A 24,622-nucleotide genomic window follows, 5' to 3' on the forward strand; every position below is an offset into this window, starting at 1 on the left:
ATTGAGTATGTTTAAACGCCACGGTGCCCCTGCCCCCAGCGCTCTAGCCAACCCTAGGGCAACCCGCCGAGGCTGGCCCTTGCTGTGGATGACGGCCACCCCTCTGCTGGTAGTTACCACCCTCGGGCTTGGGCCGGATAAAATCCTTTGGGCCCAGCCCCCCAATCCCCTGGAGGGGGTCGAAATCCCCACCTCCCTGGAGCCCGGTAGCCAGCTGGTCATCGGCAGTTCGGAGGCCATGCGGCTGGTCAATGATGCCCTGCGATCGCGCTTTTCCAGCCTCTACGACGACGCCGAGGTGGAGGTCACCTACGACAGCGCTGACGACGCCATTCAGGCCTTACTCGCTGGCGACACCGACCTGGCCGCCGTGGGCCGTGCCCTCAGCGAGGCCGAAGTCAGCGCCGGGCTGCGTGAGGTGCCCGTCAGCCGCTCGAAAATAGCCATTCTAATCAGCCCTGAAAATCCCTTCGCCGGCAGTTTGACCATCGAGCAGTTTGCTCAGATCTTTCGCGGCGAAATCACCAACTGGTCCGAGGTCGGTGGCCAGGATGCTCCCATCGTGCTGGTCGACCATCCAGAGACCAGCGACACTCGCCAGGCCTTTCGCAACTATCCGGTGTTTGAAGCCGCCCCCTTTGAGGCCGTTCCCAATGCCGTGACGCTGAGCGAGCCCAGTGCCGAAGCGATTGCCTCCAGCCTCGACGCAAACGGCATTAGCTACCTGATCGCCGAGCAGGCCCTCAACAACCCGGCGGTCAGCATTGTGCCCATGCACGACACCCTGCCCGATGACCAGCGCTATCCCTTCTCCCAGCCGCTGTCCTACGTCTACAACGCCGAAACGGCGAGCCCGGCAGCCCTGGCCTTCTTGGGGTTTGCCGCTAATCCCGATAACGAAGAGTTGATTGAAGCCGCTCGGGCTGCCGCCGTCGCCCCCGCTGCTGAGCCCACAGCCGAGGCCGAGGCCGAGACCGAAGCTGTGCCAGGGGCAGGGGCCGCAGCGACGCCAGAGACCACACTCGACCAGGCCGATTCGGTGGCGGTGGCCCCCGCCCCCACCCGAGGGCTGCCCTGGTGGCCCTGGTTGCTGGCCCTGCCCCTGCTGGGCGGGCTGCTCTGGTGGCTGCTCAAAGACCGTGCCTCGGCCCCCCTGGCGGCTGGTCCCCTGGCAGCAGCCCCCCTGGCAACCGCCGCCGATCGCCGCATCATACTCACCCCCCGAAACTGCCGCGATGCCTACGCCTACTGGGAGCTGCCCGAGGCGGAGGTGGAGGCCCTGCGCCAGCAGAACTGCTCCCTGGCGCTGAAGCTCCACGATGTCACCGACATCGCCGACGTCGATCGCCAGTCTCCCCACAGCACCTACCAGTTTGACTGCGACACGGTAGCCGTAGGCGATCGCCACCTGCCCGTCGACGTCGACAACCGCGACTACCTGGTCGAGCTGGGTTACCTGGGCGGCGACAACACCTGGCACGCCCTGGCCCGCTCGGCCCACGTGCGGGTGCCTGCCTGCCCCAGCACCGTCACCCAGGCGGCACCGGGTTTGGGGACGGCGGCGGCGGCGGCGGCGGGCCTGGGGGCGGCAGCAGCAGGGGCGGCGGCGGCGCGTCCAGCCCAAACTGTTGCCCCAGCCAGAGTTATCCTCACCCCCCGCGACTGCAAAACGGCCTATGCCTACTGGGAACTGCCCCAGGGCATTGTAGATGAGCTGAAAACCGGTTCTCGTACCCTCAAGGCCCGACTCTACGACGTCACCGAGCTGCCGGGGAACGGCCACGGCCTCAACAGCCTGCAGGAATTTAGCGCTCCCCTGGCGACCCCTGGCGACCTGCACCTGCCTATCGCCATCGGCGATCGCGACTACCTGGTCGAAATCGGCTACGTCGATGGCAGCTACCAGTGGCAGGCCCTGGCCAAGTCTGAGCCGGTACGGGTACCCGCCTGTCCGAGTGCCGCCGCCGCCGCTGCTGGGGGCACATCCCTGGGCGCTGCTAGCGCTGCGGTGGGCCTGATCAATGGCAGCTCAGTCGCCGCCCCAGTTCCCGAGGCCCCGCTTCCGGGCGCTGCCATCGCCGCCGCTGGGGTGGGAGCCGCTACCCTGTGGAACCCTAACCTAGACCCGGGCGCGTCCTCTATGGCCGATGCGGAAGCCGGCCTCGCCGCTGGGGTAGGTCGCCGTACCGATATGGGGGTCGAGAGCAAGATTATTCTGGTGCCCCGCTCCGCCGATGCCGCCTACGCCTACTGGGAAACTGCCCCAGCCCACCGGGACGCCCTCCAGCAGGACGGAGGCCGCATGCTGGCCCTGCGTGTCCACGATGCGACCAACCTGGAGCTGGACTACCAGGCCGCCCACGCCACCCAGGAGTACATCCTGCAGCCCAACGACACCGATTGCCACGTGCCCATCCCCGTCCCCAATCGCGACTACGTGGCCGAACTGGGCTACCTCACCGACAGCGGCCAGTGGCTACAGCTGGTGCGATCGCTCCACGTGCGCGTCCCCGCCGCCTGACCCAAGTCTCACCAGCCCTGGGTTGCCCTTCTGCCCCAGGGCCAGCGCCCTTGACCTGTCATTTCAACTTACAGATTCCAACTTACAGAAAGGAAACCCTATGTCGCTCTTTTTTGACGTGCTCAGCTCGATCAACAACCCCAACCAGCAGGGCAGTATCGACCAGCTCAGCTCGATGCTCGGCTCAGTGCAAGATTTGGCCGGTAGCCAGGGCCTCAGCAGCGATCAGGTTGGTTCGCTGCTCAACGCCCTGGGCGGAGCCCTCCAACCCGCCCTCCAGCAGCAGGCTTCCGGCCTGGGGGCAGGCCAGCTCGACGGCATGCTCGGCAAGCTCGCCGGAGCGGGCGGGGCCGCCGCCCTGACCTCGGCCATTCCACCCCAGATGCAGCAGCAAATCATTCAGGCCGTCGCTCAAAAAAGCGGCATGAACCCCGGCATGATTCAAACCCTGCTGCCCAAGCTGCTGCCCGTGGTCATGGGTCTACTCGGCATGGGAGCCGCCAAGCCCGGTGCCCCCAGCGGGGGCAACCCGCTACTCGGAGCCTTTCTTAACCCAGAAACTGCCAACACCACCGACCTGGGCACGGTGATGAAGTTTGCCGGGCGCTTTTTGAACCCGCCCCAGTAGCTGGATGGATTTGCTTACAACCTCTCCGATGCGCTGCCCTTGGGTGGCGTTTTTTTTGGGTGGGATGGGTGGATGGGTGGGAGAGTGGGAGGGTGGATTTTCGGGTTTGAAATCACGCCACCTCCTCACCTCCTCACCTCCTCACCTCCTCACCTCCTCACCTCCTCACCTCCTCACCTCTTCACCTCTTCACCTCCTTACCTCTTCACCTCCTCGCCGCAGGGTCCAAAAGGTTGGGGCCTGCTCCCCGAAGGGGCCGGTTTTGACAATTTCAAAGCCGTGGCGCTGGTAGAAGCGCACCGCGCCCTCGGTGGAGGTTTCGACGTAGCAGGGCTGGCCGACGCGATCGCTGCCCTCCAGGCCCGGCTGCATCAGCTGGTGGCCGACGCCCTGGCGCTGGTAACGGGGGCTGACCGCCAGCAGCATCAGGTACCAGTGGGGCATGGGCATGGCCTGTTTGTGGTCGCGATCGAGGGCCAGGGCGGACTGCCAGCGGAGCAGGTACTGCCAGGGTAGGCGAAAGGGCAGCTCGTACAGCCCGAACCGCAACAGGTCGAGCAGATCCACCGTTTCGCCTGGGGGCAGCCAAATGCCCACGCCTTTGAGGGTCTGGTCATTGTCATCGTTCAGGCCATAGGTGTGGCCGCTGCCGCAGAGCAGCAGCATGCGAAACAGGTAGGTCATCACGTCCTGGCGATCGCTCACATCGGCGGGCACCAGGTAGTTGAACAGGGGGTCGTCGGCAAAGGCGGCACAGAGCAGATCGGTGGCGGCATCGAACTGGGTCGGTTGCAGAAGGGGCAGGGGGGATAGGGTTTCCATGGGGTTCACCAGAGCAGATCGTTGAAAAATTCCGTCAACTTGACACTGTCGATTTTGACCAGGGTGGCCATCCAGCGAATGGCGGCGCGATCGCGGGCCTGACCGCACTCCACCAGCAGTTGCCAACCCGCCACCGTCAGCACCAGCCAGGGGTAGACCCGGCGGCGACCGTAGCGGCACCAGACCATAAGGGATCTGAGGTTCACGGCTGGCCTCCCGGCGATTTCTCCAGGTAGGCGGTGAGCAGGTCGGCCAGCAGCTCAGCCTGCTGCCGGTACGACACCAGCTCCGGGTTGACCATGCGCTCCGAGATCAGGCCATCGACCAGGCAGAGTACGTGGGTGGCCAGCAGGGGGCTGTCGATCTGCAGGGCAGTCATGATTTCGTCGCGCGATCGCAGGCTCGCCCGCTGCACGGCCTCATTCACCCGCGATGGCCCCAGCCCCGCCTGCTGGTAAAAGTCCATCATCAACAGGGTTTGCTTGATGAAGTAGTCTTCGTTGGCTTCCAGGAAATCTCCCAGGGCCAGAATGCGCTCCCGCAGGCTGTGCAACCCGGCGATCTCGGCACTGGCGCGCAGCAAATCCTGGGTAGTTATCTCTTCGATCAGCTGCATAAACAAATCCTCCTTGCTGGGGAAGTAGTAGTACAGCGTGCCGGTGGAAACGTTCAGCGCCCTGGCAATCTGCCGGGTGGTGAGGCTGGCGTAACCATGCTCGGCAAACAGGTCAAAGCATTGGTTTAACAGCTCTTTGCGGTACTGGTCGTGGTCGACAACCTTGGGCATTTATTTTTAACTGAGCGCTCGTTATTTTTAAGAATAGCACGAGTTTTTAATATGGCAAGCCCTTGGTCTGCGTTAGCTTAGGGTAACGCTGTCCCCTCCAGCGGAGGGGTGCCCGCAGGGCGGGGTGGGTCAGATCTGGGGCAAAATGCGAGCCTCTTGATGGGGCCGTTGCCTGGCTGGCAAAGATTGACCCACCCCTACCCCTCCGAGGAGGGGATGGCGAATCTGCTTGTGCAGAAGCTCCTAGACCTGGGCACCCAGTTCTTGCAGGGCGGCGATCGCAAACTCGTCCAGCCCCTGGGCCTGGGTTAGGGCCATGCCCTCATAGAGGCGGGGGTTGCGTACCACCTGCAGGCACTCGCCCGTCTCAATGTTCCACAGGCGGATGGTCTCATCGTGGCTACCGCTGGCCAATACCGCAGGGGTGTTCTGACCGTGGGGGTCGCTGGGCAAAAACGTCAGCGACGACACGGAGCTGGTATGGCCGGTTAACAGGTGCAGGCAATCCCCCTGGCGGTTCCAGACCCGGAGGGTGCAGTCCTGACTGGCGGTCACCAGAAATTCTCCCGTGGGGTCAAAGGCCACCGCCTTGACCTGGCTGGTGTGACCGGTGAGGGTGTGCAGGCATTCCCCCGTGGTGGGGTCCCAGAGCTTGGCGCTGTAATCTTCGCTGCCCGAGGCGATCAGGCTGTCGTCGGGCGATAGGGCGACCGCCCAGACCCGCTCCCCGTGGCCGGTGAGGGTGCGCAGGCAGTCACCCGTGTGAATGTCCCAGATTTTGATGGTTTCGTCATTGCTGGCGGTGACCAGCCAGGGCTGGTGGGTGGCCAGCACGCAGTCCCACACCCAGCTGCGGTGCCCCTCGAAGGTGCGCAGGCACTCCCCGGTGGCCACATCCCACAGCTTGGCCAGGGCATCGACGCCGCTGCTGGCCAGGGTGAGGCCGTCGGCACTAAAGGCCAGCCCATAGACATTGGCGTTGTGGCCGGTGAGGGTGCGCAGGCAGTGGCCCCGGGTGACATCCCACAGTTTGACGGTGCCGTCGCCGCTGGCGGTGGCCAGCAGTTGGCGATCGGGGCTGGTGGCCACCCCCCAGACCCAGCTAGTGTGGCCCTCCAGCACCTTCAGGCAGGTGCCGGTGGCAATATCCCACAGACGGGCCACGTTGTCATCGCCGCCGCTGGCCAACAGCCCTGGGCCAAGGGCCACCACCCCATAGATCTGACTGGAGGCTCCCTGGATGGTTTTGGTGCACCGTTTGGTATCCACCTGCCAGAACTTGACCGCTTTGTCGTTGCCCACGCTGACCAACTGAGAGCCGTCGGGGGCACAGGCCACGCCCCAGACCTCGGCCCGGTGGGCCACGGTGGTGTGCACACAGGTGCCCTGGTCAATATCCCAATACTTGAGAGTTTGGTCAAAGCTGGCGCTAACCAGCAGATTCGTGCCCGGAACAAACACCGAGGCGCTGACGATGTGGGTGTGGCCGCTCAACACCCGACGACAGGTGCCGGTGGCCACCTCCCACAGGCGAATGGTGCCATCCATACTGCTGGTGGCCAGCAGCTGCCCGTCAGGGCTAAAGGCCAGGTTCCATACCAGGTTGGTGTGCTCTCGCAAAATATGGAGGCACTGGCGGCGCTGCAAGTCCCACAGGCGGACAGTGCGATCGTGGCTGGCACTGGCCATCATCACCCGGCCCTGGGCATCGGCCACCGGAGCAATGGCGACAAAGGTAACCCGATGGCTGTGCTCCTCCAGGGCACCGATCAGGGCCCAGGTACCGGTATTCCAGAGGCGAACCTGGTTGTGGTAGGTGCCCACCAGAATGCTGTTGTCGGGGGTAAAGGCCACTGAAGATCCGCCATTTTCCTCACCCTCCAGCACCCTCAGGCACTGCCCGGTGGCCACCTCCCAGATTTTGATCACATTGCCGGTGCAGCCGCTGGCCAACCATTTACCGTCGCGGCTAAACACCATCCGCCAGGTCCAGCGCATGGTGCGCATCAGCCGCCCGGTGGAGACCTGCCACAGGCGCAGGTAGTTGAAGTCGGCGGTGGCCAGCATGTCTCCCACAGGGCTAAAGGCCACGGCCCGGCTGTAGGTGCTGGGTTCGGCAAAGACAGTGTGTTCAAAGGTCGCCCCCGTGAAGTGGGTCTGGTGCAGGGGGGTGTTGACCAGGTAGGCCTGCCGAATCCAGAGGCCAGAAAAGTCGTAGCCGGTGAGGTCTAAACCCAGATGATGGAGCAGGTTGAGCAGGTTGCCCGCGCTGTAGCTGGGGGTGCCAGCAAAGCGGGCTCTGACCTGGGCCAGCAGATGTCGGGCGTGGGCCTCCAGGCGTTCGGAGGGGCAGAGCTCTACCCTGAGACGCTCGGCTAAGGGCGTCAGGATGACCCGCACCTGGCTCTGGCGAATGTAGTCTTTGGCGCTGGCCTGAATTAGGGAGTAACGATGAAACCAGGGGTAGGCGCGCAGGTCCGGGGGGTTGGGCTCGCCCCAGGCGATCAGGTCGTCGAACACCTCCTTCAGCAGGCTCTCCACCAGGTATTCCATCACCACGGGCTGTTGGGTAAAGCCCAGCTCACCCCGTTCCACCAGGGAGCGGCGGTGGAGCGCCTCGATCGCCTCCAACAGATGCCGCCGGGAAATTGCCGTGCCCAGGTCCTGCTGGAGTTGCTCCAGACTCACCCATTCCCGATGGATGGCCAGCCAGGTCATGATCTGCTTTTCGAGATCCGAGGCGCGATCGCACTGTTGTTGCAGCAGCCGTCGCATGCCGCTAAAGACCAGGGTGTTGTCCTGCAAAAATTCGCCGATGCTGCCGCCAAACAGGTCGCGGATGGAGGTGGCGACAATTTTGAGGGCGAGGGGATTGCCCCGGTAGCGATCGATCAGCTGCTGGTGGTCGCTGGGGGTGCCGCTCAAGCCCTTGGCCCCACAGAGGATCTCACTGTCGCTGGCCTTAAGACCGGGCAATAGGTAAGAGCGCACCGGCAGCCCGTCGCCCTCCAGGGCGGCGATTTCCCCTGGCTTTTCGCGGCTGGTCAAAATCAAACAACTCTGGTGGTCGCTTTCGCTCACTTGCTGGAACAGGTCGCCGTAGGCCTCGTAGCCGGGCAGGTAGTGGCCAATGGTGCCACCCCCTTGCAGAATGGTTTCGCCGTTGTCGAGCACCAGCAGACAGCGGTGCTGCCGGAGATAGGTAAGCAGGCGGGCAATCTGGGCGGTGGGGCCAGGGGGCAGCTTAACCTCCTGCTGCTGCGACAAAATCGGCAGCAGATCCGCCAGCAGGTCGCTCATCTGGGGGGCATCGCGCAGGCTGCGCCACAGCACAAACTCGAACTGGGGCAGCAGGGTTTGGGCCAGCTTCACCGACAGGGCAGTTTTGCCCATGCCGCCCATGCCCAGCAGGGCCACCAGGCGGCAGCGGTCGCCCACTACCCACTGGTCCAGCAGGGCCAGTTCCTGGGTGCGGCCGCAGAAGAAGGAGACATCGATGGCTTCGCCCCAGGAGGTGTGGGGTTGGGGGAGTGGGTGGGTGGATGGGTGGGAGGGTGGATGGGTGGACGGGTGGGAGGGTGGATGGGTGGATGGGTGGATGGGTGGATGGGTGGATGGGTGGGAGGGTGGAGTTCTTGGGGATGGTGGAGAGGTGTCGGGGAAGTTGTAGTCGGCGCGATCGAGGATGAGGTCGAAGGCGGCGAAGAAGGCTTCGAGGGTGTGGCGATCGACGGTGACTTTGGCGTCGAGGACTTTGGTGATGGTTTTGAGGGAAAGCTGGGTGCGATCGCACAGTTGCTCTAGGGTGAGCCGCTGGCCGTAGTTGCTCTGGAGTTCTATCTGGCGCTGGGCTTGTTGTAACTTTTGTAACCCCTGGGGGGTCAAGGTCACTCCTCGCCGCCGCTGCGATCGCGTTTTTTCCACCCAATTTTCTACCCTTGCTCTAGCTCCATGGCGGGCAGGCACCTCCCTTGCCTGTCGCGGGCTGTCTCCCTCAGAGCATCGGTTCCAGCTTGAAGGAAATCATGCCATGAAAGACTTAAGAATCAGCTTTAAAAACAATAAACTTGATTCACTGACCTCCCCAGATAATCGGAAGCTCTGGACAACATTTGGCCCACTTCGCAATCGGAACCCTTAGAATCAGAGCTACCCCTTGAGATTGGGGATGACAACCGCTGTATTTATGGAGTCCAGACAAAAGGGTTGAGCACGGGTACCTGGGCCTCCTCGAAATCGGTGACGTTGCGGGTCACCACGCAGAGATGGTGCTTGATAGCGGTTGCTGCAATAAATAAATCGGGTTGGCTAAACGTATAGCCCCGCTTGCGGCCCTGCTCGACCCGTTGCCGCCAGATCAGAATCACGTCTTCATCAAGGGGCAATAGGCGATCGGCAAACCAGGGCCGTAGGGTGCCGTCGAGCCATTGGCTCAGTTCTTCGCGAAAGGTCAAATCCTCAAGCTGCTCAATGCCAAAGCGAATTTCTGCCAGAGTTACTGTGCTCAGGTAAAACGACTGCGGTGGCTGGCGTTCTGTCCACTGCTTGACGTTTGGATGGCAGTTGGTTTTGCGCAGCTCAGAGACAATATTAGTGTCAAGTAGCCACCCTTTCATAGTTCTATTGGGCGCACAGGAGCTTGAACGCTGGGTTGCTCGAAGTCTAGGCGGCTGAGGGGTGACTGGCTCAGCAGGTGGTGGAGATTGGGCTCTGCCAGCAACGGCAAAAGTCGGGCAAAGGTTTGGGCCGACAGCATCACCACCGCATCTTGCCCTCGCACAGTAATGCGCTGGGGTTCAGTATCCCGCGCCATGCGTACCACCTCACTGAGGTGAGCTTTAGCGTCTTCCAATTTCCAACTGCGAAACTGCTCCAGGTTGTGCAGCTGGGAATCGCTCGATGGTAAGGGGGCCATGGCCACAGCTGATCCGACTAGTACTAGTCGTATTGTAACCAGGCGGCGACGGTAGGCTGAATCTTGCCTTTAAACTTACCGCCTAACTTACTCTATCTTCCCTGGTATGCCCGGGGTGGGGAAGCGATAGTTAGAACAACGAAACGTTCACCACAAGCGTTTCCCGCCCAGGTTCTCCGCTTTTTTCCTGGGTTTGGCTTTTTCTCTCCGCTTTTTCCCTGATTGGGAGGTTTGTATGATTCACCACATGTCGATTCCGGCCAAGGATCCCCACCGGGTGGCGCAGGTTTTGGCCGAACTGTGCCAGGGCAGCGTGATGCCCTTCCCGCCCCTGGAGGGGGCCTACGCTGTCGCTGCCAAGGATGTCTACGGCACCCTGTTCGAGGTCTACCCCATCGGCAGCGAAATTATGCCGGGTCAGGGGCAGGATGAGGCCAGCTTTTGCCAGAATGCCCACCCCTACCATTTCACGGCGGTCCATGCGGCGGTGTCGGTGCCGGTGAGCCAGGCAGAGATTGAGGCGATCGCCCAGCGGCAGGGGTGGCGCACCCTGGTCTGCAACCGCGATGGCCTGTTTGACCTGGTGGAGTTTTGGGTGGAAAACCGGCTGATGCTGGAACTGCTGCCCCCCCAGATGGCCGAGGGCTATCTGCAAACCATGAGCCCCGCCAACCTGGAGCACCTGGAGGCCCAACTGGCCATGGTGCCCACCCGCAGCTAAGAGATATCCATTGCCCCATTTTCACCTTTGGAGATTTTAATCATGGCTAATGTTATTGCCCAAGCCCCCTCTGCCCCCAAAGTGCTGGCCCCTGGGGAGGGCGATCGCTTTCAAATGCTGACCCACGAGATGGTGGTCAAAGTCGATCGCACCGCCACCCAAGACCAGTGGGTTATGTACGAAGCCAGCGACACCCTGGGCAATGGCGCACCGCTGCACACCCACCCCTGGGAAGAGACCTTTTACATTCTCAGCGGTGAGCTAGAGGTCACCATTGGCCGCCGCGAGGTGGTAGCTGCCGCCGGAGCCTCGATCTATTTCCCGGCCAACATCGCCCACGGTTTTCGGATTAGCTCTGCGGAGGCCAGGCTGTTGATTATTTTGCCGGGCTTCTCCGAGGGCTTCTACCGGGAAGTGGGCAGCAGCGGCGTCCAGCTCCCGGCAGATATGGAGGAGTTCTTCGCCATCTGCGATCGCCACTCGGTCCGCATTCTGTAGATCTCTGCTACAGATCCCTGGGTTCCAAAGCCCATTGATAGCTGTCACCGAAATATCTCAGCTAGAACCCAGGGATCTAGCGTTTTGAACCTTGAATTTTGAATTGGAGTGAACCATGCAAGCAACCCAACCAGAACCCTTCAAGTGGCTGTGGATTGGCCTGGGGCTGCCCGTCGGTGGACTGGCGATCGCCGCCATTGGCTTTGTAGTTTTCTTTAGCTTTGGCCCCGAAGGCGGTGTGCGCGTGACCAGCACCCTGGAGCCCTACGCCAAGGAATACCTCGAAACGACCAAACTGCTAGAGCCCGATGAGAAAGTAATCGCCTACTACGACGCCACCATTGCCCTCAAGGGCACCGAGGCCGCCATTCTCACCGATCGCCGCGTGCTCTACCACCGGCCCAGGGGCAACACCAGCATTCCCCTGGTGCAGGTGGCCCGCATCGAGCACGAAGAGCAACCCGTAACGGGCGATATCATCCGCATCTTTGCTGAGGGCGGCGAACTGCTGGTGATCGAAATTGCCCCCCTCAACGGCGGCCTTAACTTTCTCAGCGCCCTGGAAAACCAGGTGGCCCTGGCCAAGCGAGTCTCCCAGGGCCAGCCCACGCCGCATTTATCTCAATTGGCGGAATAGAACTCTGTCAAACAATTCACCAACACATCCGATCCCATAGCCCCGATTCCCCCAAGGCCAAACCGCAGGGCAAATACCATTCGCCCTGCCAAATCGCAGGTCACTGAAGCCCAATGGAGCCCCATTATGATTAGACCTCTCAAGCTGCTGACTGCGGCGATCGCCACCGCCACCCTCAGCCTCGCCGCCCCCCGTCCCGCCGAGGCCCAGTTCACCAACCCCTACACCTTCAGCACCTGGAACAACCCCATCTCCAGCAGTGCCGACACCGCCATCATGAACCGCGCCTTTCAGCGCATGATCGAAGGGAGTTCCTCCAGCTCGGCCCCAGCGGCCCCGGCCCCGCTCAGCGCCAGCACCTTTCGGCCGGTGGCGGCCCAGCTGATGCCCCAGCGGCTGGCCGCCGACCCCGCCCTCAGCCCCACCGAACGGCAGCAAATGGCCGCCGTCTACAGCGACCTGCTGACCTTCTACCACGACTGGCTGGGGCAGGAGGGCGAGCAGCGCCTGCAAAACAACGTGGCCGGAGCAATGACGTACCTGCTGTTGACCAGCCACTACATCCTCAACAACGGCGCAGAGCTGAGCCAGTCCGACCAGGAGGCAATGCTGCAAAACTTTAACGAGGCGCTGTCCAGCGATGCCCACTTTCAAACCCTCAGCGCCCAGGCCAAGCAAGAACTCTACGAGATCCTGGTGATTTCGGCGGCGCTGCCTTTGGCCCTTTTCTTCGAAGGCCACGAGGTCGGGGATCCCGCCTCCGTGGCCGAGGCCCAGGCCATGGTCGAGGCGGTGCTGACCGCCATCCTATCGCCCTCCTGAGCAGGGGCCGCTGGTGGGATAAGCCTCTGGCCTGTCCAGTAGGGAAACGCTAGGGCAACCGTCTAGGAACTCTGCGGTGGGGCGATCGCCCCGCCAATGCCCTTGAGAATCTGCAACACCGCCTGCAATTCCTCGGGCAGGGTATACAGCGAAAACACCCGCGACAGACTGTAATTACAGATTCAAGAACTTCTCCAGGGCGGCGACCATGGCGGGAGGCCAGCGGCGCACGGTGCGCACCCAGTCGAGGTCTTTGTAGCGCCCATCGAGGCCCACCACCGCCACCCAGTTGCTCTCGGCCTCGCCGAGCTGGCCCTGGCCCCAGAGGGCGGCGGTGAGGGCAGCGCGGGCGTCGGCAAAGTTGGGGTAGCGGCGGGTGAGGCTACGGAACTGGCGGATCGCTTCCTCAGCGTGGCCCAGCTGATATTCCGCCAGGGCGGCGTTGACCCGGGCAAAGGCAAACTTGGGGTCGAGGTCGGCCGCTTTTTGGTAGTCGGCCAGGGCGGTTTCCCACTGACCCAGGCCCGCCTCGGCATTGCCCCGGTTGTTGTAGGCGGCGGCATCCTCGGGGTTGAGAGCCAGCACCTGGCTGTAGTCGGCGATCGCCTCCTCCCACCGCCCCAGCCCTTCTAAGGCCGCGCCCCGGTTGAGGTAGGGGTCGGGCTGCTCGGGGGCCAGGGCCACCGCCCGGTCGTAGTCCTCCAGGGCCTCCGCCAGCCTGTTCTGGCTCACCCGCACGTTGCCCCGGTTGCTCCACAGGGCGGCCTCATCGGGCAGGTACTCAATTAGCTGACTCCAGTAGGCTTCGGCCTCGGCAAACTGCCCCTTTTGAGACGCGGCAAAGGCTTTTTGGCGCAGATCAGAAATGTCTTGCACTACCTGAAGCGATAGCTCGGATGAATCGGATTGTGCCTGGGCAGGAAAGCTCCAGCCTGTAACGCAGAGCAGGCAAAAAGCAAATAAACATAACAACCGACACAAACCCAGCCTACTCATAGCGCAACTTTTTTGATTTGATTACGTCAAGCACATCATCATGCTTCTGGCCTTCAATGACGTCTTTGAGGTGAATCTCACCATTGACATATTGAATATGAATTCGCCAACCTGGAGTTTTATCAATGTCAGCCCGATAGATCGCTTGCTTGACGCCCTTTATCTTGTGAAGCCTGGTCTTTAGAAATCTTCTCGTTCTGTGACACTCGGCATCTTCAAGCTCAGCTAAAGCGTTTAAGAAGCTAGTTTTCAAATGATCATCGGGAAAAATCCTCATTGCCTGGTAGATCACTCCATATTCATCACAGAGAGTCAAAGTTTGTGCCATACGCACTTATGAGGCTTGGATGGTTTCTTGACCATGACGAACAATCTTCCGAGGAACGATTTCCTGATACAAAGATTTAGCTATAGCTTGATATGTCATGGTTGCATCGGCCAAATTTACCACTCGAAAAAGCGTAAAAATAACTTGATCAAAAATGGGATCTTCGTCCACTGCCAAAATTATTCTTAGTCCCTTTGAAACTCTTAATATGTATAGAGAAGACTCATACCCATTTAAGTCAATACCTAAAGTAAGACGATGAAGTTTGCGAAATACGTGGGCTTTTTGCGTGGAGAAAAGGTCTGCGTGTGCGTTGATCGTTTCGGCAACTAAAGCCTTTTCGTCATGGCTCAACCTGTCTAGGTCTTTTTCAAACCCTTTGGTTGATTCAATGAGAATATCCACGATGTGTACCGCCCATTAAGCTAGGTTTCTACTCTCAGTCCTTAGCATAACAATAAATGTTTCAGACAAACCCCAGGTTGTTGCTGCGCCCGGCGTGGGCGAGGGCGAGCTGGTAGTACTTCTGGGCGTGCTCCAGCAGCTCCAGGGCCTGCTGGTCGGAGACATCGCGAACGACTTTGCCCGGTACGCCCATCACCAGCGATCGCGGCGGCACATCTTTCGTCACCACTGCCCCGGCCCCGACAATGCTGCCGCTGCCCACCCTCACCCCATCCAGCACGATCGCGCCAATGCCAATCAGGCAGCCCCGCTCGATGTAGGCACTGTGGATGACGGCCCGGTGGCCGACGGTGACGTGGTCGGCCAGCACCGTCGGCTGGCCCGGATCGCCGTGGAGAATGGCCCCATCCTGCACATTGCTGTAGGGGCCTACCTCAATGCGTTCGACATCGCCGCGCAGCACTGCGCCGTACCAGATGCTACAGCCTTCGTGGAGAATGACATGGCCCATCACCGTAGCGTTGGGGGCGACAAACGCGGCCTGGGACAGGTCGGGTTGGGGCCAGAGTGAGGCAGAAGCAGCATCCATAGTCAGCCAGTTTTCTCAGCAGGTTCCTAAAAAAGTTAGCGGATTCCGTCAATGGGATGCCCAGCGCCCGGGAGAGCTGAGTTACCAAAGGTATAATGCAGCTACGGATATCGTGCAAACTGCCCGCCTCTTGAGGACACGTCTGGTTTCAGCCCAATGGTCAACTCCGCTTTGCAGTACCCCATCTATGGCCCAGAAATCCAGTGCCCTCACTGTCGGCAAACGATTCCGGCCCTGACGCTGACCGATACCTACCTGTGTACGCGCCACGGTGCCTTTGAGGCCAACCCCGACTCGAAGGAGCTGGTGCACCTGCAGTCGGGGCGGCACTGGCGACAGTGGGAGGGCGAATGGTACCGTCAGCACACCCACCCCGACGGCATTCGCTTTGAAATCCACGAGGCCCTCGATCGCCTCTATACCCAGGGCTACCGCGCCACCCGCGTGATTATTGCCCAGCGCTACCAGGAGCTGGTCAACGCCTACCTGGAGCGCAACTCCCCCTGGCGTGGTCAGATGGAAACCTCCGCCGCCCCCAAGCTCTACGGCCTGCCGGTGGAGTTTAGCCCCCCGGCCGAGGTTGACCCCCGCTGGGCCGTGATCAACTTCAGCCTTGAAAAAGAGCCGGGTGTGCCCGTGCGCTATCCTTATTTTCGCCTGTTTGAGTAGCCCGCCCGATGCTCCACCACGCATCAATTCGCACCCAGGACATTCACCGCGCGATCGCCTTCTACGAAGCCCTGGGGTTTACCGTCCACGAGCGGTTTTCCGCTGGCATCACCCTGGCCTGCTGGATGGAGGGGCTGGGGGGCCGCATCGAGCTGATTCAGATCCCTGAGCCGCGCCCCCCTGCCGATGCCTTCGGCGATGAGCACTACACCGGCTACTATCATCTCTCCTTTGATCTGACCCAGATGGCCCCCAGCCTGCCCGAATGGCTGTCGGAGGTGCGCCAGCGGTTTGCCGAAAGTCCCGGCGCGGTTGGTAGCCCCAAGGTTTTGCTGGAACCGCAGCAGCAGATCATCGGCGATCGCGTCTACGAAGTCGCCTTTTTGGCCGATGCCGACGGGCTGCCTTTGGAGTTTATTCGAGTGCTGGGCAATGTCCAATCCTGAGGGCCCCAACCCTGAAAAACTGGCTCCCTTTGCCGACAACTGGGCCTACCTGAAGACCGAGCTGGCCTGGCTCGATCGCCTGCTGATGGTGGCCGTATCGCGGCAGAAGCGCGAGCTGCAGGAGCTAGACGACTTTGCCATCTCCGATCAGGACCGGGTCACCCGCCACTGGTGGAAGGGCATCATTCACCTCACCGGGCAGCCCAACTACGACCACGCCCGCCCCCCCAAGGTGGCGCGCCCGGGCGGGAACTATGCCCAACAGCTGGAGGCCCGGATTGTGGCCAGCCAGCGCCAGGGGGTGGTACTGGCTTTGCCACAATTGCGCGATCGCCTCCAGCTCACCCTGTTCGAAAAAAATGTGCTGCTGCTGGCCCTGGCCCCCGAGGTCAACCAGCGGTTTGGGCGGCTCTACAGCTACCTGCACTACCAGCACGATGAGGCCGACTGGGACCTGCCCACGGTGGATCTGTGCCTGCGGCTGCTGTGCCGCAACGATCTGGAATGGCGGCGATCGCGCCCGCTAATTGCCCCCAACAGCCGCCTGGCCAGCCTCGGCCTGGTGGAATGGCTCAACGCCGACGACACCACGCTGCTCAGCCGTCACCTGCGTCTGACCGAAGACCTGGCCACTTACCTGCTGGCCGAAGCCCCCGACCCCGCCAGCCTCGACACCTGGGCCATCGCCCCGGCGGCTGAGGCCGGAGAGGCCTCTGAAGTTCCGGCGGAGAGCTGGGATAGCCTGGTGCTGCCCGACCCCCAACTGGCTCAGCTCCACACCGTGGCCGCCGCCGCCCGCGCCACCGATGGCACCATGGTGCTGCTGACCGGCCCCAGCGGCACCGGCAAAACCCTGGCGGCCAAAGTGCTGGCGGCGGAGCTGGGGCTGCTGCTGGTCATGGTCGATCTGGCTACCATTGCCCCCGACGAGGCCGGCACCATTCCCGAACTCGACGACCTGGCCGAGCTGCCCCCCTGCGTACTTCTGCTCAAAAATGCGCCCCACTGGTTTGGCCGCAACCCCGCCGCCGAAGCTGCTCTGGTGCAGTCGTGGGTGATTCAGCGCCGTCGCCAGCCGGGGTTGACCCTGCTGACGACGCCCTACCTGCAAAGCATCAAACCGTCCTGGCGACAGGCCATGAGCGGTCTGGTCGAGTTTCCCCTGCCCGATGCCGCCGCCCGGGAGCAGCTGTGGCGGCGAACGCTGCCCCAGGGCACCAAAAAAGCCCGCAGCCTGCGCTGGTCCCACCTGGCCCAGCAGCTGCCCCTGAGCGGTGGCGAAATCGCTACCCTGGCCCAGACTGCCGTGGCCCTGGCCCAGCAGGAGGATCCCCCAGTGCTGACCCTTGACTGCCTGCACCAGGCCCTGGCCCTGCACCACCCCGGCCTGACGCTCTCGCCGGCCAAAGCCAGCCGCGCCAGGCGATCGCCGTCGCCTAAATCGAGCTAATCCGATCGCCCCATGTACTGCCCGTGAATGCTGACGGCGTAGGGCACCAAAAAGGTGAGGCCCGCTGAAATCCAGCGGGCCTGAGTCATGGCCCCGGTTCGCAGGGCGGGGCCGTGGTTGATCACAAACAGCACCGTACCCACGAACAGAGCAACGCGCACCGCCCTGCGCGCCAGGTGGGGCGTGACTAGCGCCACCAGATAACCTTCAACTGCTTTCATCATCGATGGCAGCCCCAAGCACCCAGTCCCCTAGGAAACCATTGCTTCAGCCTTGGCCCGGTTTTCTTCCCACTTGCGGGGGGGGCTGGCGCGGCGAATCGTGCGCCAGATCTGGGTGGCGGCCAGGGTGCCATCGGCCACGGCAACCGACACTTGGTTGACGCCCTGCTTCAGGTCGCCAATGGCAAAGATGCGATCGTGGGAGGTTTGGCACATCGTGTTGGTGACCAGGTTTTCACCGTCCCACTCCAGGTTGGCAATGCCCTTGAGGTAGTGGTTGTGGTAGATCGACCCCATGTTGATCAGGCCGGTGGTGGCTTCGATCACGGTGCCATCGCTCAGCTGTACGCCGCTCATTTTGTGGTTTTCGCCCAGAAATTTGGCGATCGGGGCCTCGTAGAGGGGGTAGCCGTAGTCGGCCAGTTTGGCCCGCATCTCGTCGCCGACGGTACAGAGGCCGTGGGTGAGCACCGAAATGTAGGGGGTAAACCAGTCGAGCACAAAGGCGGCGTTAATCTGCGACTCTTTGCCCGCAATCAGCACGGCTTTCTGGTCCCACATGTCGAAGCCATCGCAGATCATGCAGACGTGGAGCGTATAGCCCGCGTAGTCGTAGACGTTCTGCATGTCGTCGAGCTGGGGCAACACGTCGATCACGCCGGAGGCCGCAATCAGGTATTTGGTGCGAAAGACCGGGTAAACGCTGTTGGTCTTGCCCACTTTCACCTGTACCGCCAGATGGTCGCCCTCGTCGACCACGTCTTCGACAAAGCCACGCAGGTAGTCGGCCCCCCACTCCACCGCCTGCTTCGCCCCGTGGATCAAAATGTCGCGTCCGGGCGTGTCGGGGTTAACGCCGACCACGTTGCGGACCTCCTGCATCCACAGCGATCGCCCCTTGCCCTTTTCGATCACCAGGCACTTGAGCCCGTAGCGGGCCAGGTAAATAGCTGCCGACAAGCCCCCCATGCCGCCGCCTACAACAATGGCGTCGTAAACCTGGTCCGTACGTTCATGAAGATTTTGGCGGGATAGTTTCATAGCGGTGATGGATGAAGAGGACTGCGTTCGGCCTAAGCCGTAGGGAAAGCATTGATCCCGCTCCAAGCCCAGACGTGGGGTTTGTTAGTGGGAAAACTCTAGATCTGGAGCTGGACTTGATCCGGGCTCTATCTCTAGGCTAAAGGATTTCCAAAAATCGAGATGAGAATTGTGTAAGAGGGTCAGGCTGGCGCACCTACCCAACCCCCCAACTAAAAAGGCAAAGGGGTACATGCCATCCCCTTTGCCTCAGCGCTCACCCAGGGTGAGTCAGCGGGTCACTAGCCCACGAAGGCCAGGCGAGGCTCGGACACACCGGCCGGCTCACTGCCCTTCAGGTAGGCCAGCATGGTGTCGGCATCAGATACCTCAAAGGGGTCGATGGGGCAGTTGTCGCCAAAGTCGGGCTCAACAAAGATTTTTTCGATGGTGCCGTCGTTGACGAGCATGGAATAGCGCCAGGAGCGCATGCCAAAGCCCAGGTTGGACTTGTCCACCAGCATGCCCATCTTGCGGGTAAATTCGCCGTTGCCGTCGGGCAGCAGGAAGACGTTCTTGGCCCCGATCTTCTGGCCCCACTGGAACATTACAAACGCGTCATTTACCGAGACGCAGACGATGGTGTCAACCCCGTGGGCTTTGAACTCGTCGTAGAGCTCTTCGTAGCGGGGCAGGTGGTTAGAGGAGCAGGTGGGCGTGAACGCACCGGGCAGAGAGAACACGACGACTTTCTTGCCAGCGAAGAGATCGCTGCTGGTCAGGTCTTGCCAGCGGTAGGGGTTAGACCCACCCACAGACTCGTCCCGCACGCGGGTCTTGAACGTAACTTCGGGTACACGTCCGTTAGCAACCATAATTACCTCTGTGAAAGTTTTACGAACTACTTAACTGCGTTTCCAGCCTTTGCTGTCTAACCCAGAATAATTCTGAGTTAAGAAATCTTCAATAAGCATATTAGCCTAAAAACTCGGACTTGTTAAGAAGTCAGACTGATTCTTAGATGGGAATGCTAATCTGTTAAGGGTGAGCTATCTTAGAATGCCAGGCCGCTGTCAGCTGACACCCGCTGGATGGCCCAGTTGCCGTACGCTAAACGCCGGAGTCGGGGAAAATGTCGTCCCAAGCCGATCAAATCGTCGCGATACTGAAGTCCCGGGGGTTGCGCGTTACGCCCCAGCGATTTGCCGTGTATGCCAACCTGTTGGGCCGCTGTGACCACCCCACCGCCGACGACATTCTCCATGACCTCAACCAGGACGTCCCGACCTCGTCCCAGGCGACGGTGTATAGCTCGCTGCAGGCGCTGCGGGAGGTCAATTTGGTCCGCGAGGTGCTGCTCGAAGCCGGGGTCTGTCGCTACGACGCCAACGTTGGCCCCCACCACCACTTCCGCTGTCAGTCCTGTGGCGCGATCGCCGATATTCCCTGGGAAACCCTGGCCAGCCTCAACCTGAAAACCCTCAGCCCCCAATGGCAGATTGAGGGGTATGAGGTGACGGTGCGCGGCCTGTGCGATCGCTGCCAAACCGCATAGGCTAGTTTTAATTAGTTTTGAACGGGTTTCAACGATGCCTGACCCTACCCTAGTCACCAGCCCCTGGCAGCTCAAACCCTGGTGGTGTCAGCCCTGGTCGATTGTGCTGACGGGGGTCACGATTGTAGGCGGCAGTTGGCTGCTGTTCCATCGCCTCTGGCTGAGCGGCCTGATTGCTATTCCCATTGGGGTGTGGATGGGCTTTTTTCTGCTCCTCTGGCCCCGCCTTATGGCCGAGGCCGGGCTGCTGGAGCCCCACCACCAGGTCGACACCCCCGACGCTTGATGGCTCACTCCCGCATTCCCCACCATCGCAATGCCCAGCCTTTATACCTTTACCGACTACTCCCCCGAGTGGCCCCACGCCTTCGAGCAAGCGGCGGCCCAACTGCGATCGCTGCTGGGTGACGACCTGATAGCCATCCACCACATCGGCAGCACCTCCGTGCCGGGGCTGGCGGCCAAACCGATCATCGACCTGCTGCCCGTGGCGCAATCTATTGAGGCCATTGCAGCCCAGACCCCACAGCTCGAAGCGGCGGGCTATCTAGCGTGGGGGGAATACGGCCTGCCGGGGCGGCGCTACTTTACCCGCGATCGCGACGGCTACCGCACCTACAACATTCATATCTACGGCCAGGGTGACCCGGATATCGATCGGCACCTGGCTTTTCGGGACTATCTCCGGGCTCACTCACCAGTGCGCGACGAGTATGCTGCTGTTAAGCGAGCCGCCTATGCCCAGCACCCCACGGACATCGGCGGCTACAGCGACAGCAAACACGACTGGATTCAAACGGTGGAGGCCAAGGCTATGGCCTGGTACCTGCAGTCCGGCAGCAACCCAGTTCCCGTGCCCTAATTAGGTAGCAAGCTCGCTAGCGTGGAGAGCCCGTTTGTGGCCATTGAGCTGCCCAAGCACAAACACCGGGGGCGATCGCCTCCGTCGTGCCCTATGTCCAGGAAGAGCGAGAAGAAGCCCTTGGGATGTCGCTGAATTGAGGCATGAATGTAGTTAGGGCCACCCAAGCTGCTTAATCTAAAGCTGTCTCTGTCATTGCGGTTTGGCCATTGCGGTTTGGCTTGGGCCTAAACCTTTTCGGGCACCCCGCCGTAGGAAGGTTCCAGCGCGGCCAGCTGATTAACCAGGGCGGTAATGGTCTCTGGGTTGGCGGGCTTTTGGAAGGTGGTCAGCAGCTCGCGGCCCAGCACGGTGCAGCCCAGGTGGGAGAGCTGTAGCCGCATTGCCACCAGTACCTTTTGGCCGCCGCCGCCGCTGTGGGTGGCCAGGGCCACGGGGCGACCGTTGAACAGGGCGCGAAAGTCGTCGGTGCTGACCGACAGCCAGGCGATCGCATTGCTGAGCACCGGCGGAATGGAGCCGTTGTACTCCGGGGCGCAGATAATTAGCCCCTTGTGGCGTTTCAGCGCCTGCTCTAGCTTGAGCAGACCATCGCCGCTGCTCTCCAGGAGCGAGTCGTACAGCGCCAGCTGCAGGTCAGGCAAACTCATCACCTCTGCGGGTAGCCCCTGGGCGGTAGCTTCGGCCTCAAAGGCATGGGCCAGCTCGAGATTTTTGCCGCTAGTGGCAGATAAGATCAGCATGGTTTTTAAGGGTGACTTTTTGGGTTACGTAGGGTGGTGAAGGGGCTGGGTGCGCTTTTAATCTACCACTGGTGCCAATCGGGCCTCTGTGCGGCAGGTCGTTAGCCCCTGATCGCCGACTCAGCCAAGCGACGATCAGGGCCATGGGAATCGACTGGGGAAAACTCGTGACCTACCCCAGGTTCTCTCCCAGGAAGGTCATCAGCGATCGCCAGGATTTGCGATCGGCCATCCCGTCGTAGCGGTTGGCATCGCTCCACAGGGTAAAGGCGTGGTCAACGCCGCCGTAGATTTCCATTGTGAAGTCGACTCCGGCTTCGTCTAGCTCGGCGGCCAGCTGGGCCACATCGGCCATGGGGGCGGCGGGGTCGTCGGATCCGTGGAGAACGAGAATTGGGCCCTGGGTCTGGCTGTAGTCCTGACCGTCGGGGGTTTCAAAACTACCGTGGAACGACACAAAGCCATCGACATCCATCCCCGCCCGGGCCATTTCCAGAACGGCGGCTCCGCCAAAGCAGTAGCCCATAGCCACAACCCGGCTCCCGTCCACGCCACTCTGGCTTTGGGCCTGGGTGAGCCCGGCCATCAGCCGCGATCGCATCGTCGCGCGATCGGCATAGAGGGCCCTACTCTGGGCGCGCGACTCGTCGGTGTTGCTGGGCCGCACACCCTGGCCATAGAGGTCCACGGCAAAGGCGGCATAGCCCTGCTCCGCCAGCATTTGGGTACGGCGCTTTTCGTAGTCGTCCAGGCCATTCCAGTCGTGGACGACCAGCACCAGGGGCTGGGTCTCGCCAAAGTTCTGGTTGAAGGCAAAGTAGCCCTCAAAGGGTTGCCCGTCGATGGTGTAGACCACCGGCTCGGCCACAATATCGGCTTTGGCCTGGGGGGACAGCCCCACGGCAACCAGAGTGCTGACAACAGCGGCCAGCAGCACCAGCAAAAGTTTTTTGATCACAAATGTCTCCTTAACCTTGACAGCACCAATGCCGCAACCGACAGGCTCAGCGCGGGGAAACCGCCAAACCAGCTATTCCCCTTGGCCCAGCCCTAACCTGAGCCGTCCCGATGGCGATTTCTCATTTTTGAGAGAAAAATTGTCGCCCAGGGGCCCTGGCTTTGGTCGTCGGCCGGTTGGCTCCAGTTACTGATATCGTAAAGAAGTTTGAAGCTGAACGCAAAATTGCGCCTCTATCTATGGAATGGACTGCTGACGCTGAGGCTCGCCTCAAAGAAATTCCCTTCTTTGTGCGCCCCGCCGCCCGCAAGAAGATCGAGAAGTTTGCCCAGGATCAGGGCCTGAGCCAGATCACCGTCGAGGTGTACGAAGCGGCCAAAAAACAGTTTGGCTAAACGAAAGATCCTCTTCTGCCCCCGATGGTAATGGCGTACCCGCTTGGTTCAGCTGCAAAAAGCGGGCGTTTCTAAACACAGGCCTGAAGCAAACATCCAATGTCCCTTGTAGGGGGCAAACGGTCGCTTGCCCCTACCCAAATTCTTGCCTCAGCTCAGTAACATGAAAAACCGCTCCCCAGAGACTAGGGAGCGGTTTCTACCGGTTGATAACCGAGCTATTGGGAATGGCTCAGATCAGCTTTAGCTCGGGGTACTGGGCCACCAGTTCGTCGCTGCTGAGCGTCTCGCCCGACTGCTGCGGCGTCCACAGCACTTCTACCGCTAGCAGGTTTTCGCCGGAGACCGCTCCAATTTGGTTGAGGGCCTGACGCAGGTCGCTGGAGGAGTAGATGTCGGGCAGGTCGAGTTTGCCCTGGGTTGCCACAACTACCGTCGCCAGAATGTATTCCCCAGGGGCCTGGTCGGCATCCCCGGGCAGCTTAGCCTGGGCTTCGGCCTGGGTGAGCTGGTTGTTGACATTCGACAGGGTTTCGGCGCTAAACCGGCTGCGGGCCGAGAGGGTGTAGCGGTTGAACTCTTGCTCGGCGCTGAGCAAGCGCGTCTGCTTGTCCTCGCTGGCGGCGTAGGCCCAGTAGTCGGGGTGGCGCAGCAGGGCCAGGGTGGTTTCCTGCAGCAGCTTGGCCAGCCCCTGGGAGGTGCCGGTATCGGCGGTGGTGGCCAGGCGATTGAGGTCATCTTGCAGGGCGCGGGCCTCGGCCAGCAGTCCCACCTGAAGTTTGGCCACCGCTACGGGAGGGTTGCTGCTGGCGGGAGCGGCGTAGTCATCCCCAGCGGTGGCACCCCTCAGGCCGCGCACCACCACATTGGCGATCGCAATGAAAATCAGCAGTGTAAACAGACCGCCAAAGCCGCCCCCAATGCCAATAAAGGGGAACAGAAAGGGAAAGCCAAACCCACCGCCGGGGTAGTACCCACCGCCACCAGGGGCGTAGGTACGCGGCGACGGAGCCATCGGTCGCGGGGCTGGTGCTCGAAAGCTACCGCCTCCCATCCGCCCACCGGCAGCGGCCCAAGCCCCGTCGGCGGTGCCAAATACCAAAACCACAGCCAGAATAACGGCCATCAGGGGCTTAAGCAGTGGCCTCAGGCGCTGAAAGAGTTGTTTAACCATCGGGTAAAACCGCAGTACTAACGTGGAATGCTTTATGTCTTTAATTTAACGCGAAGTGCCGGGGCTGCTGTGGTCAAAAGGCGTAAATTGAAGGCGGAAACCCGTACCCCAGGCCCTAACCGCCGCCCACAATGGTGACAATTTCGAGTTTGTCGTGGGGGCGCAGCCGAGTGCTGTCCCATAGCTGGCGGTGAAGAATTTCGCCGTTGTACTCTACAGCTACCAGGCGCGGGTTGAGGCCCAGGGACTCCAGAAATGCGGGCAACAGGGTGCCAGCAGGGCACGATTGCGATTCTCCATTGACCAGGACAGCAAAGGCATCGGCACTGGGGTCAAACATGGCGAGGGACGGGAGTTAAGAGATTGGTTTACGGTTTCAGGTCTTGGATTTTAGTACGTTACCCACACCGTTGGAATCGATCCGACGCCAGGAATTCTGGGGGTAGAGGGGTCCAGAAAC

At 61.3% G+C, this 24,622-nt stretch carries 30 protein-coding genes; 13 read left to right on the forward strand and 17 right to left on the reverse strand.

The window, feature by feature from the left end:
- The first annotated feature begins 7 nt into the window (after nt 1-7).
- Both NF78_RS20585 and NF78_RS20590 read left to right on the forward strand, forming a co-directional pair.
- The gene (locus tag NF78_RS20585; RefSeq protein ID WP_081972796.1) at nt 8-2,521 is read left to right on the forward strand and encodes a DUF4912 domain-containing protein; all 2,514 of its coding nucleotides are present in this window, start codon (nt 8-10) and stop codon (nt 2,519-2,521) included.
- A 100-nt stretch (nt 2,522-2,621) separates the two neighbouring features.
- The gene (locus tag NF78_RS20590) at nt 2,622-3,149 is read left to right on the forward strand and encodes a DUF937 domain-containing protein (RefSeq protein ID WP_035991330.1); all 528 of its coding nucleotides are present in this window, start codon (nt 2,622-2,624) and stop codon (nt 3,147-3,149) included.
- A 189-nt stretch (nt 3,150-3,338) separates the two neighbouring features.
- Here the strand turns inward: NF78_RS20590 and NF78_RS20595 are convergent, their stop codons facing one another.
- From NF78_RS20595 to NF78_RS20620, 6 genes are all read right to left on the reverse strand, one after another.
- On the reverse strand, nt 3,339-3,971 hold the full coding sequence (locus NF78_RS20595; RefSeq protein WP_035991336.1) for a GNAT family N-acetyltransferase: 633 nt from the start codon (nt 3,969-3,971) through the stop codon (nt 3,339-3,341).
- Nucleotides 3,972-3,976: 5 nt separating this feature from the next.
- Complete coding sequence (locus tag NF78_RS20600; protein ID WP_156119900.1) at nt 3,977-4,177, reverse strand: hypothetical protein; 201 nt, start codon at nt 4,175-4,177, stop codon at nt 3,977-3,979.
- Nucleotides 4,174-4,758, reverse strand: coding sequence for a TetR/AcrR family transcriptional regulator (locus NF78_RS20605; RefSeq protein ID WP_035991338.1), 585 nt, complete (start codon nt 4,756-4,758; stop codon nt 4,174-4,176). Before NF78_RS20605 ends, NF78_RS20600 begins: the two co-directional genes overlap by 4 nt.
- Before the next feature lie 243 nt (nt 4,759-5,001).
- On the reverse strand, nt 5,002-8,649 hold the full coding sequence (locus tag NF78_RS20610; protein WP_156119901.1) for an NB-ARC domain-containing protein: 3,648 nt from the start codon (nt 8,647-8,649) through the stop codon (nt 5,002-5,004).
- A 293-nt stretch (nt 8,650-8,942) separates the two neighbouring features.
- Nucleotides 8,943-9,374, reverse strand: a complete 432-nt coding sequence (locus tag NF78_RS20615; protein ID WP_035991340.1) for a type II toxin-antitoxin system VapC family toxin — start codon at nt 9,372-9,374, stop codon at nt 8,943-8,945.
- A complete protein-coding gene (locus NF78_RS20620) occupies nt 9,371-9,673 on the reverse strand; it encodes a type II toxin-antitoxin system Phd/YefM family antitoxin (RefSeq protein WP_052050790.1) in 303 nt (100 codons plus the stop codon). The genes NF78_RS20615 and NF78_RS20620 overlap by 4 nt, the downstream gene beginning before the upstream one ends.
- Nucleotides 9,674-9,908: 235 nt before the next feature.
- Between NF78_RS20620 and NF78_RS20625 the strand changes: the two genes are divergently transcribed.
- The 4 genes from NF78_RS20625 (at nt 9,909) to NF78_RS20640 (ending at nt 12,351) form a co-directional block, all read left to right on the forward strand.
- Entirely contained in the window at nt 9,909-10,394 is a 486-nt protein-coding gene (locus tag NF78_RS20625; protein ID WP_035991341.1) for a hypothetical protein, read from the forward strand.
- Nucleotides 10,395-10,436: 42 nt separating this feature from the next.
- Entirely contained in the window at nt 10,437-10,892 is a 456-nt protein-coding gene (locus NF78_RS28475) for a cupin domain-containing protein (RefSeq protein WP_156119902.1), read from the forward strand.
- A gap of 115 nt (nt 10,893-11,007) precedes the next feature.
- Entirely contained in the window at nt 11,008-11,529 is a 522-nt protein-coding gene (locus NF78_RS20635) for a hypothetical protein (protein ID WP_035991343.1), read from the forward strand.
- Between the two features lie 126 nt (nt 11,530-11,655).
- A complete protein-coding gene (locus tag NF78_RS20640) occupies nt 11,656-12,351 on the forward strand; it encodes a DUF6683 family protein (RefSeq protein WP_035991345.1) in 696 nt (231 codons plus the stop codon).
- Between the two features lie 174 nt (nt 12,352-12,525).
- On the opposite strand, the gene NF78_RS20645 is transcribed toward NF78_RS20640, so the two are convergent.
- From NF78_RS20645 to NF78_RS20660, 4 genes are all read right to left on the reverse strand, one after another.
- Nucleotides 12,526-13,227 carry a tetratricopeptide repeat protein gene (locus tag NF78_RS20645; RefSeq protein WP_081972802.1) on the reverse strand — a complete coding sequence of 234 codons (702 nt, stop codon included), beginning with the start codon at nt 13,225-13,227 and terminating at the stop codon, nt 12,526-12,528.
- Nucleotides 13,228-13,339: 112 nt separating this feature from the next.
- Entirely contained in the window at nt 13,340-13,675 is a 336-nt protein-coding gene (locus tag NF78_RS20650) for a hypothetical protein (RefSeq protein WP_035991347.1), read from the reverse strand.
- A 6-nt stretch (nt 13,676-13,681) separates the two neighbouring features.
- Entirely contained in the window at nt 13,682-14,080 is a 399-nt protein-coding gene (locus NF78_RS20655) for a hypothetical protein (protein WP_035991349.1), read from the reverse strand.
- A gap of 61 nt (nt 14,081-14,141) precedes the next feature.
- Nucleotides 14,142-14,669: a gamma carbonic anhydrase family protein gene (locus NF78_RS20660; RefSeq protein WP_035991351.1), complete on the reverse strand. Its 528-nt coding sequence runs from the start codon at nt 14,667-14,669 to the stop codon at nt 14,142-14,144.
- Between the two features lie 156 nt (nt 14,670-14,825).
- Between NF78_RS20660 and NF78_RS20665 the strand changes: the two genes are divergently transcribed.
- From NF78_RS20665 to NF78_RS31950, 3 genes are read left to right on the forward strand one after another with little or no spacing between them, the layout of a single operon-like run.
- Nucleotides 14,826-15,338 (forward strand): TIGR02652 family protein, encoded by a 513-nt coding sequence (locus NF78_RS20665; RefSeq protein ID WP_035991353.1) that lies wholly within the window; start codon nt 14,826-14,828, stop codon nt 15,336-15,338.
- Between the two features lie 8 nt (nt 15,339-15,346).
- Entirely contained in the window at nt 15,347-15,784 is a 438-nt protein-coding gene (locus NF78_RS20670; RefSeq protein ID WP_035991355.1) for a VOC family protein, read from the forward strand.
- Nucleotides 15,771-17,234, forward strand: a complete 1,464-nt coding sequence (locus NF78_RS31950; protein WP_052050793.1) for an AAA family ATPase — start codon at nt 15,771-15,773, stop codon at nt 17,232-17,234. The genes NF78_RS20670 and NF78_RS31950 overlap by 14 nt, the downstream gene beginning before the upstream one ends.
- Here the strand turns inward: NF78_RS31950 and nrtS are convergent.
- From nrtS to NF78_RS20690, 3 genes are all read right to left on the reverse strand, one after another.
- Nucleotides 17,231-17,455 (reverse strand): nitrate/nitrite transporter NrtS, encoded by a 225-nt coding sequence (gene nrtS / locus NF78_RS20680; RefSeq protein WP_197064932.1) that lies wholly within the window; start codon nt 17,453-17,455, stop codon nt 17,231-17,233. The genes NF78_RS31950 and nrtS overlap by 4 nt on opposite strands.
- Before the next feature lie 30 nt (nt 17,456-17,485).
- Complete coding sequence (locus NF78_RS20685; RefSeq protein ID WP_035991359.1) at nt 17,486-18,496, reverse strand: NAD(P)/FAD-dependent oxidoreductase; 1,011 nt, start codon at nt 18,494-18,496, stop codon at nt 17,486-17,488.
- A 281-nt stretch (nt 18,497-18,777) separates the two neighbouring features.
- Nucleotides 18,778-19,350: a peroxiredoxin gene (locus NF78_RS20690; protein WP_035991361.1), complete on the reverse strand. Its 573-nt coding sequence runs from the start codon at nt 19,348-19,350 to the stop codon at nt 18,778-18,780.
- Between the two features lie 257 nt (nt 19,351-19,607).
- Between NF78_RS20690 and NF78_RS20695 the strand changes: the two genes are divergently transcribed.
- From NF78_RS20695 to NF78_RS20705, 3 genes are read left to right on the forward strand one after another with little or no spacing between them, the layout of a single operon-like run.
- Nucleotides 19,608-20,030, forward strand: coding sequence for a Fur family transcriptional regulator (locus tag NF78_RS20695; protein ID WP_035991362.1), 423 nt, complete (start codon nt 19,608-19,610; stop codon nt 20,028-20,030).
- Nucleotides 20,031-20,064: 34 nt separating this feature from the next.
- The gene (locus NF78_RS20700; RefSeq protein ID WP_035991364.1) at nt 20,065-20,316 is read left to right on the forward strand and encodes a DUF6737 family protein; all 252 of its coding nucleotides are present in this window, start codon (nt 20,065-20,067) and stop codon (nt 20,314-20,316) included.
- Between the two features lie 30 nt (nt 20,317-20,346).
- Complete coding sequence (locus NF78_RS20705) at nt 20,347-20,892, forward strand: GrpB family protein (protein ID WP_035991365.1); 546 nt, start codon at nt 20,347-20,349, stop codon at nt 20,890-20,892.
- Nucleotides 20,893-21,119: 227 nt separating this feature from the next.
- On the opposite strand, the gene NF78_RS20710 is transcribed toward NF78_RS20705, so the two are convergent.
- The gene (locus NF78_RS20710) at nt 21,120-21,635 is read right to left on the reverse strand and encodes an NADPH-dependent FMN reductase (RefSeq protein WP_035991367.1); all 516 of its coding nucleotides are present in this window, start codon (nt 21,633-21,635) and stop codon (nt 21,120-21,122) included.
- 172 nt (nt 21,636-21,807) lie between these two features.
- Nucleotides 21,808-22,593, reverse strand: coding sequence for a dienelactone hydrolase family protein (locus tag NF78_RS20715; protein WP_035991369.1), 786 nt, complete (start codon nt 22,591-22,593; stop codon nt 21,808-21,810).
- Between the two features lie 239 nt (nt 22,594-22,832).
- Between NF78_RS20715 and NF78_RS20720 the strand changes: the two genes are divergently transcribed.
- Nucleotides 22,833-22,988, forward strand: a complete 156-nt coding sequence (locus NF78_RS20720) for a PCP reductase family protein (protein ID WP_035991371.1) — start codon at nt 22,833-22,835, stop codon at nt 22,986-22,988.
- 232 nt (nt 22,989-23,220) lie between these two features.
- Here the strand turns inward: NF78_RS20720 and NF78_RS20725 are convergent, their stop codons facing one another.
- Together NF78_RS20725 and thiS are read right to left on the reverse strand one after the other, a co-directional pair.
- Complete coding sequence (locus NF78_RS20725) at nt 23,221-24,162, reverse strand: DUF1517 domain-containing protein (RefSeq protein WP_035991373.1); 942 nt, start codon at nt 24,160-24,162, stop codon at nt 23,221-23,223.
- 115 nt (nt 24,163-24,277) lie between these two features.
- Nucleotides 24,278-24,502: a sulfur carrier protein ThiS gene (thiS, locus tag NF78_RS20730; protein ID WP_035991375.1), complete on the reverse strand. Its 225-nt coding sequence runs from the start codon at nt 24,500-24,502 to the stop codon at nt 24,278-24,280.
- Nucleotides 24,503-24,622: the final 120 nt, after the last annotated feature.

The sequence above is a fragment of the Leptolyngbya sp. KIOST-1 genome, from assembly GCF_000763385.1.
In the GTDB taxonomy this organism is placed as follows: Bacteria; Cyanobacteriota; Cyanobacteriia; order Phormidesmidales; family Phormidesmidaceae; genus Nodosilinea.

What these genes read in the sequence shown, in the direction of transcription:
- NF78_RS20650 (WP_035991347.1), bottom strand. Translation starts at nt 13,675, where the DNA reads ATGGCACAAACTTTGACTCTCTGTGATGAATATGGAGTGATCTACCAG.
- NF78_RS20670 (WP_035991355.1), top strand. Translation starts at nt 15,347, where the DNA reads ATGCTCCACCACGCATCAATTCGCACCCAGGACATTCACCGCGCGATC.
- NF78_RS20710 (WP_035991367.1), bottom strand. Translation starts at nt 21,635, where the DNA reads ATGCTGATCTTATCTGCCACTAGCGGCAAAAATCTCGAGCTGGCCCAT.
- nrtS (WP_197064932.1), bottom strand. Translation starts at nt 17,455, where the DNA reads ATGAAAGCAGTTGAAGGTTATCTGGTGGCGCTAGTCACGCCCCACCTG.
- NF78_RS20725 (WP_035991373.1), bottom strand. Translation starts at nt 24,162, where the DNA reads ATGGTTAAACAACTCTTTCAGCGCCTGAGGCCACTGCTTAAGCCCCTG.
- NF78_RS20595 (WP_035991336.1), bottom strand. Translation starts at nt 3,971, where the DNA reads ATGGAAACCCTATCCCCCCTGCCCCTTCTGCAACCGACCCAGTTCGAT.
- NF78_RS20690 (WP_035991361.1), bottom strand. Translation starts at nt 19,350, where the DNA reads ATGGTTGCTAACGGACGTGTACCCGAAGTTACGTTCAAGACCCGCGTG.
- NF78_RS20660 (WP_035991351.1), bottom strand. Translation starts at nt 14,669, where the DNA reads ATGGATGCTGCTTCTGCCTCACTCTGGCCCCAACCCGACCTGTCCCAG.
- NF78_RS20685 (WP_035991359.1), bottom strand. Translation starts at nt 18,496, where the DNA reads ATGAAACTATCCCGCCAAAATCTTCATGAACGTACGGACCAGGTTTAC.
- NF78_RS20720 (WP_035991371.1), top strand. Translation starts at nt 22,833, where the DNA reads ATGGAATGGACTGCTGACGCTGAGGCTCGCCTCAAAGAAATTCCCTTC.
- NF78_RS20635 (WP_035991343.1), top strand. Translation starts at nt 11,008, where the DNA reads ATGCAAGCAACCCAACCAGAACCCTTCAAGTGGCTGTGGATTGGCCTG.
- NF78_RS20695 (WP_035991362.1), top strand. Translation starts at nt 19,608, where the DNA reads ATGTCGTCCCAAGCCGATCAAATCGTCGCGATACTGAAGTCCCGGGGG.
- NF78_RS20700 (WP_035991364.1), top strand. Translation starts at nt 20,065, where the DNA reads ATGCCTGACCCTACCCTAGTCACCAGCCCCTGGCAGCTCAAACCCTGG.
- NF78_RS31950 (WP_052050793.1), top strand. Translation starts at nt 15,771, where the DNA reads ATGTCCAATCCTGAGGGCCCCAACCCTGAAAAACTGGCTCCCTTTGCC.
- NF78_RS28475 (WP_156119902.1), top strand. Translation starts at nt 10,437, where the DNA reads ATGGCTAATGTTATTGCCCAAGCCCCCTCTGCCCCCAAAGTGCTGGCC.
- NF78_RS20665 (WP_035991353.1), top strand. Translation starts at nt 14,826, where the DNA reads ATGGTCAACTCCGCTTTGCAGTACCCCATCTATGGCCCAGAAATCCAG.
- NF78_RS20640 (WP_035991345.1), top strand. Translation starts at nt 11,656, where the DNA reads ATGATTAGACCTCTCAAGCTGCTGACTGCGGCGATCGCCACCGCCACC.
- thiS (WP_035991375.1), bottom strand. Translation starts at nt 24,502, where the DNA reads ATGTTTGACCCCAGTGCCGATGCCTTTGCTGTCCTGGTCAATGGAGAA.
- NF78_RS20705 (WP_035991365.1), top strand. Translation starts at nt 20,347, where the DNA reads ATGCCCAGCCTTTATACCTTTACCGACTACTCCCCCGAGTGGCCCCAC.
- NF78_RS20585 (WP_081972796.1), top strand. Translation starts at nt 8, where the DNA reads ATGTTTAAACGCCACGGTGCCCCTGCCCCCAGCGCTCTAGCCAACCCT.
- NF78_RS20620 (WP_052050790.1), bottom strand. Translation starts at nt 9,673, where the DNA reads ATGGCCCCCTTACCATCGAGCGATTCCCAGCTGCACAACCTGGAGCAG.
- NF78_RS20625 (WP_035991341.1), top strand. Translation starts at nt 9,909, where the DNA reads ATGATTCACCACATGTCGATTCCGGCCAAGGATCCCCACCGGGTGGCG.
- NF78_RS20615 (WP_035991340.1), bottom strand. Translation starts at nt 9,374, where the DNA reads ATGAAAGGGTGGCTACTTGACACTAATATTGTCTCTGAGCTGCGCAAA.
- NF78_RS20590 (WP_035991330.1), top strand. Translation starts at nt 2,622, where the DNA reads ATGTCGCTCTTTTTTGACGTGCTCAGCTCGATCAACAACCCCAACCAG.
- NF78_RS20605 (WP_035991338.1), bottom strand. Translation starts at nt 4,758, where the DNA reads ATGCCCAAGGTTGTCGACCACGACCAGTACCGCAAAGAGCTGTTAAAC.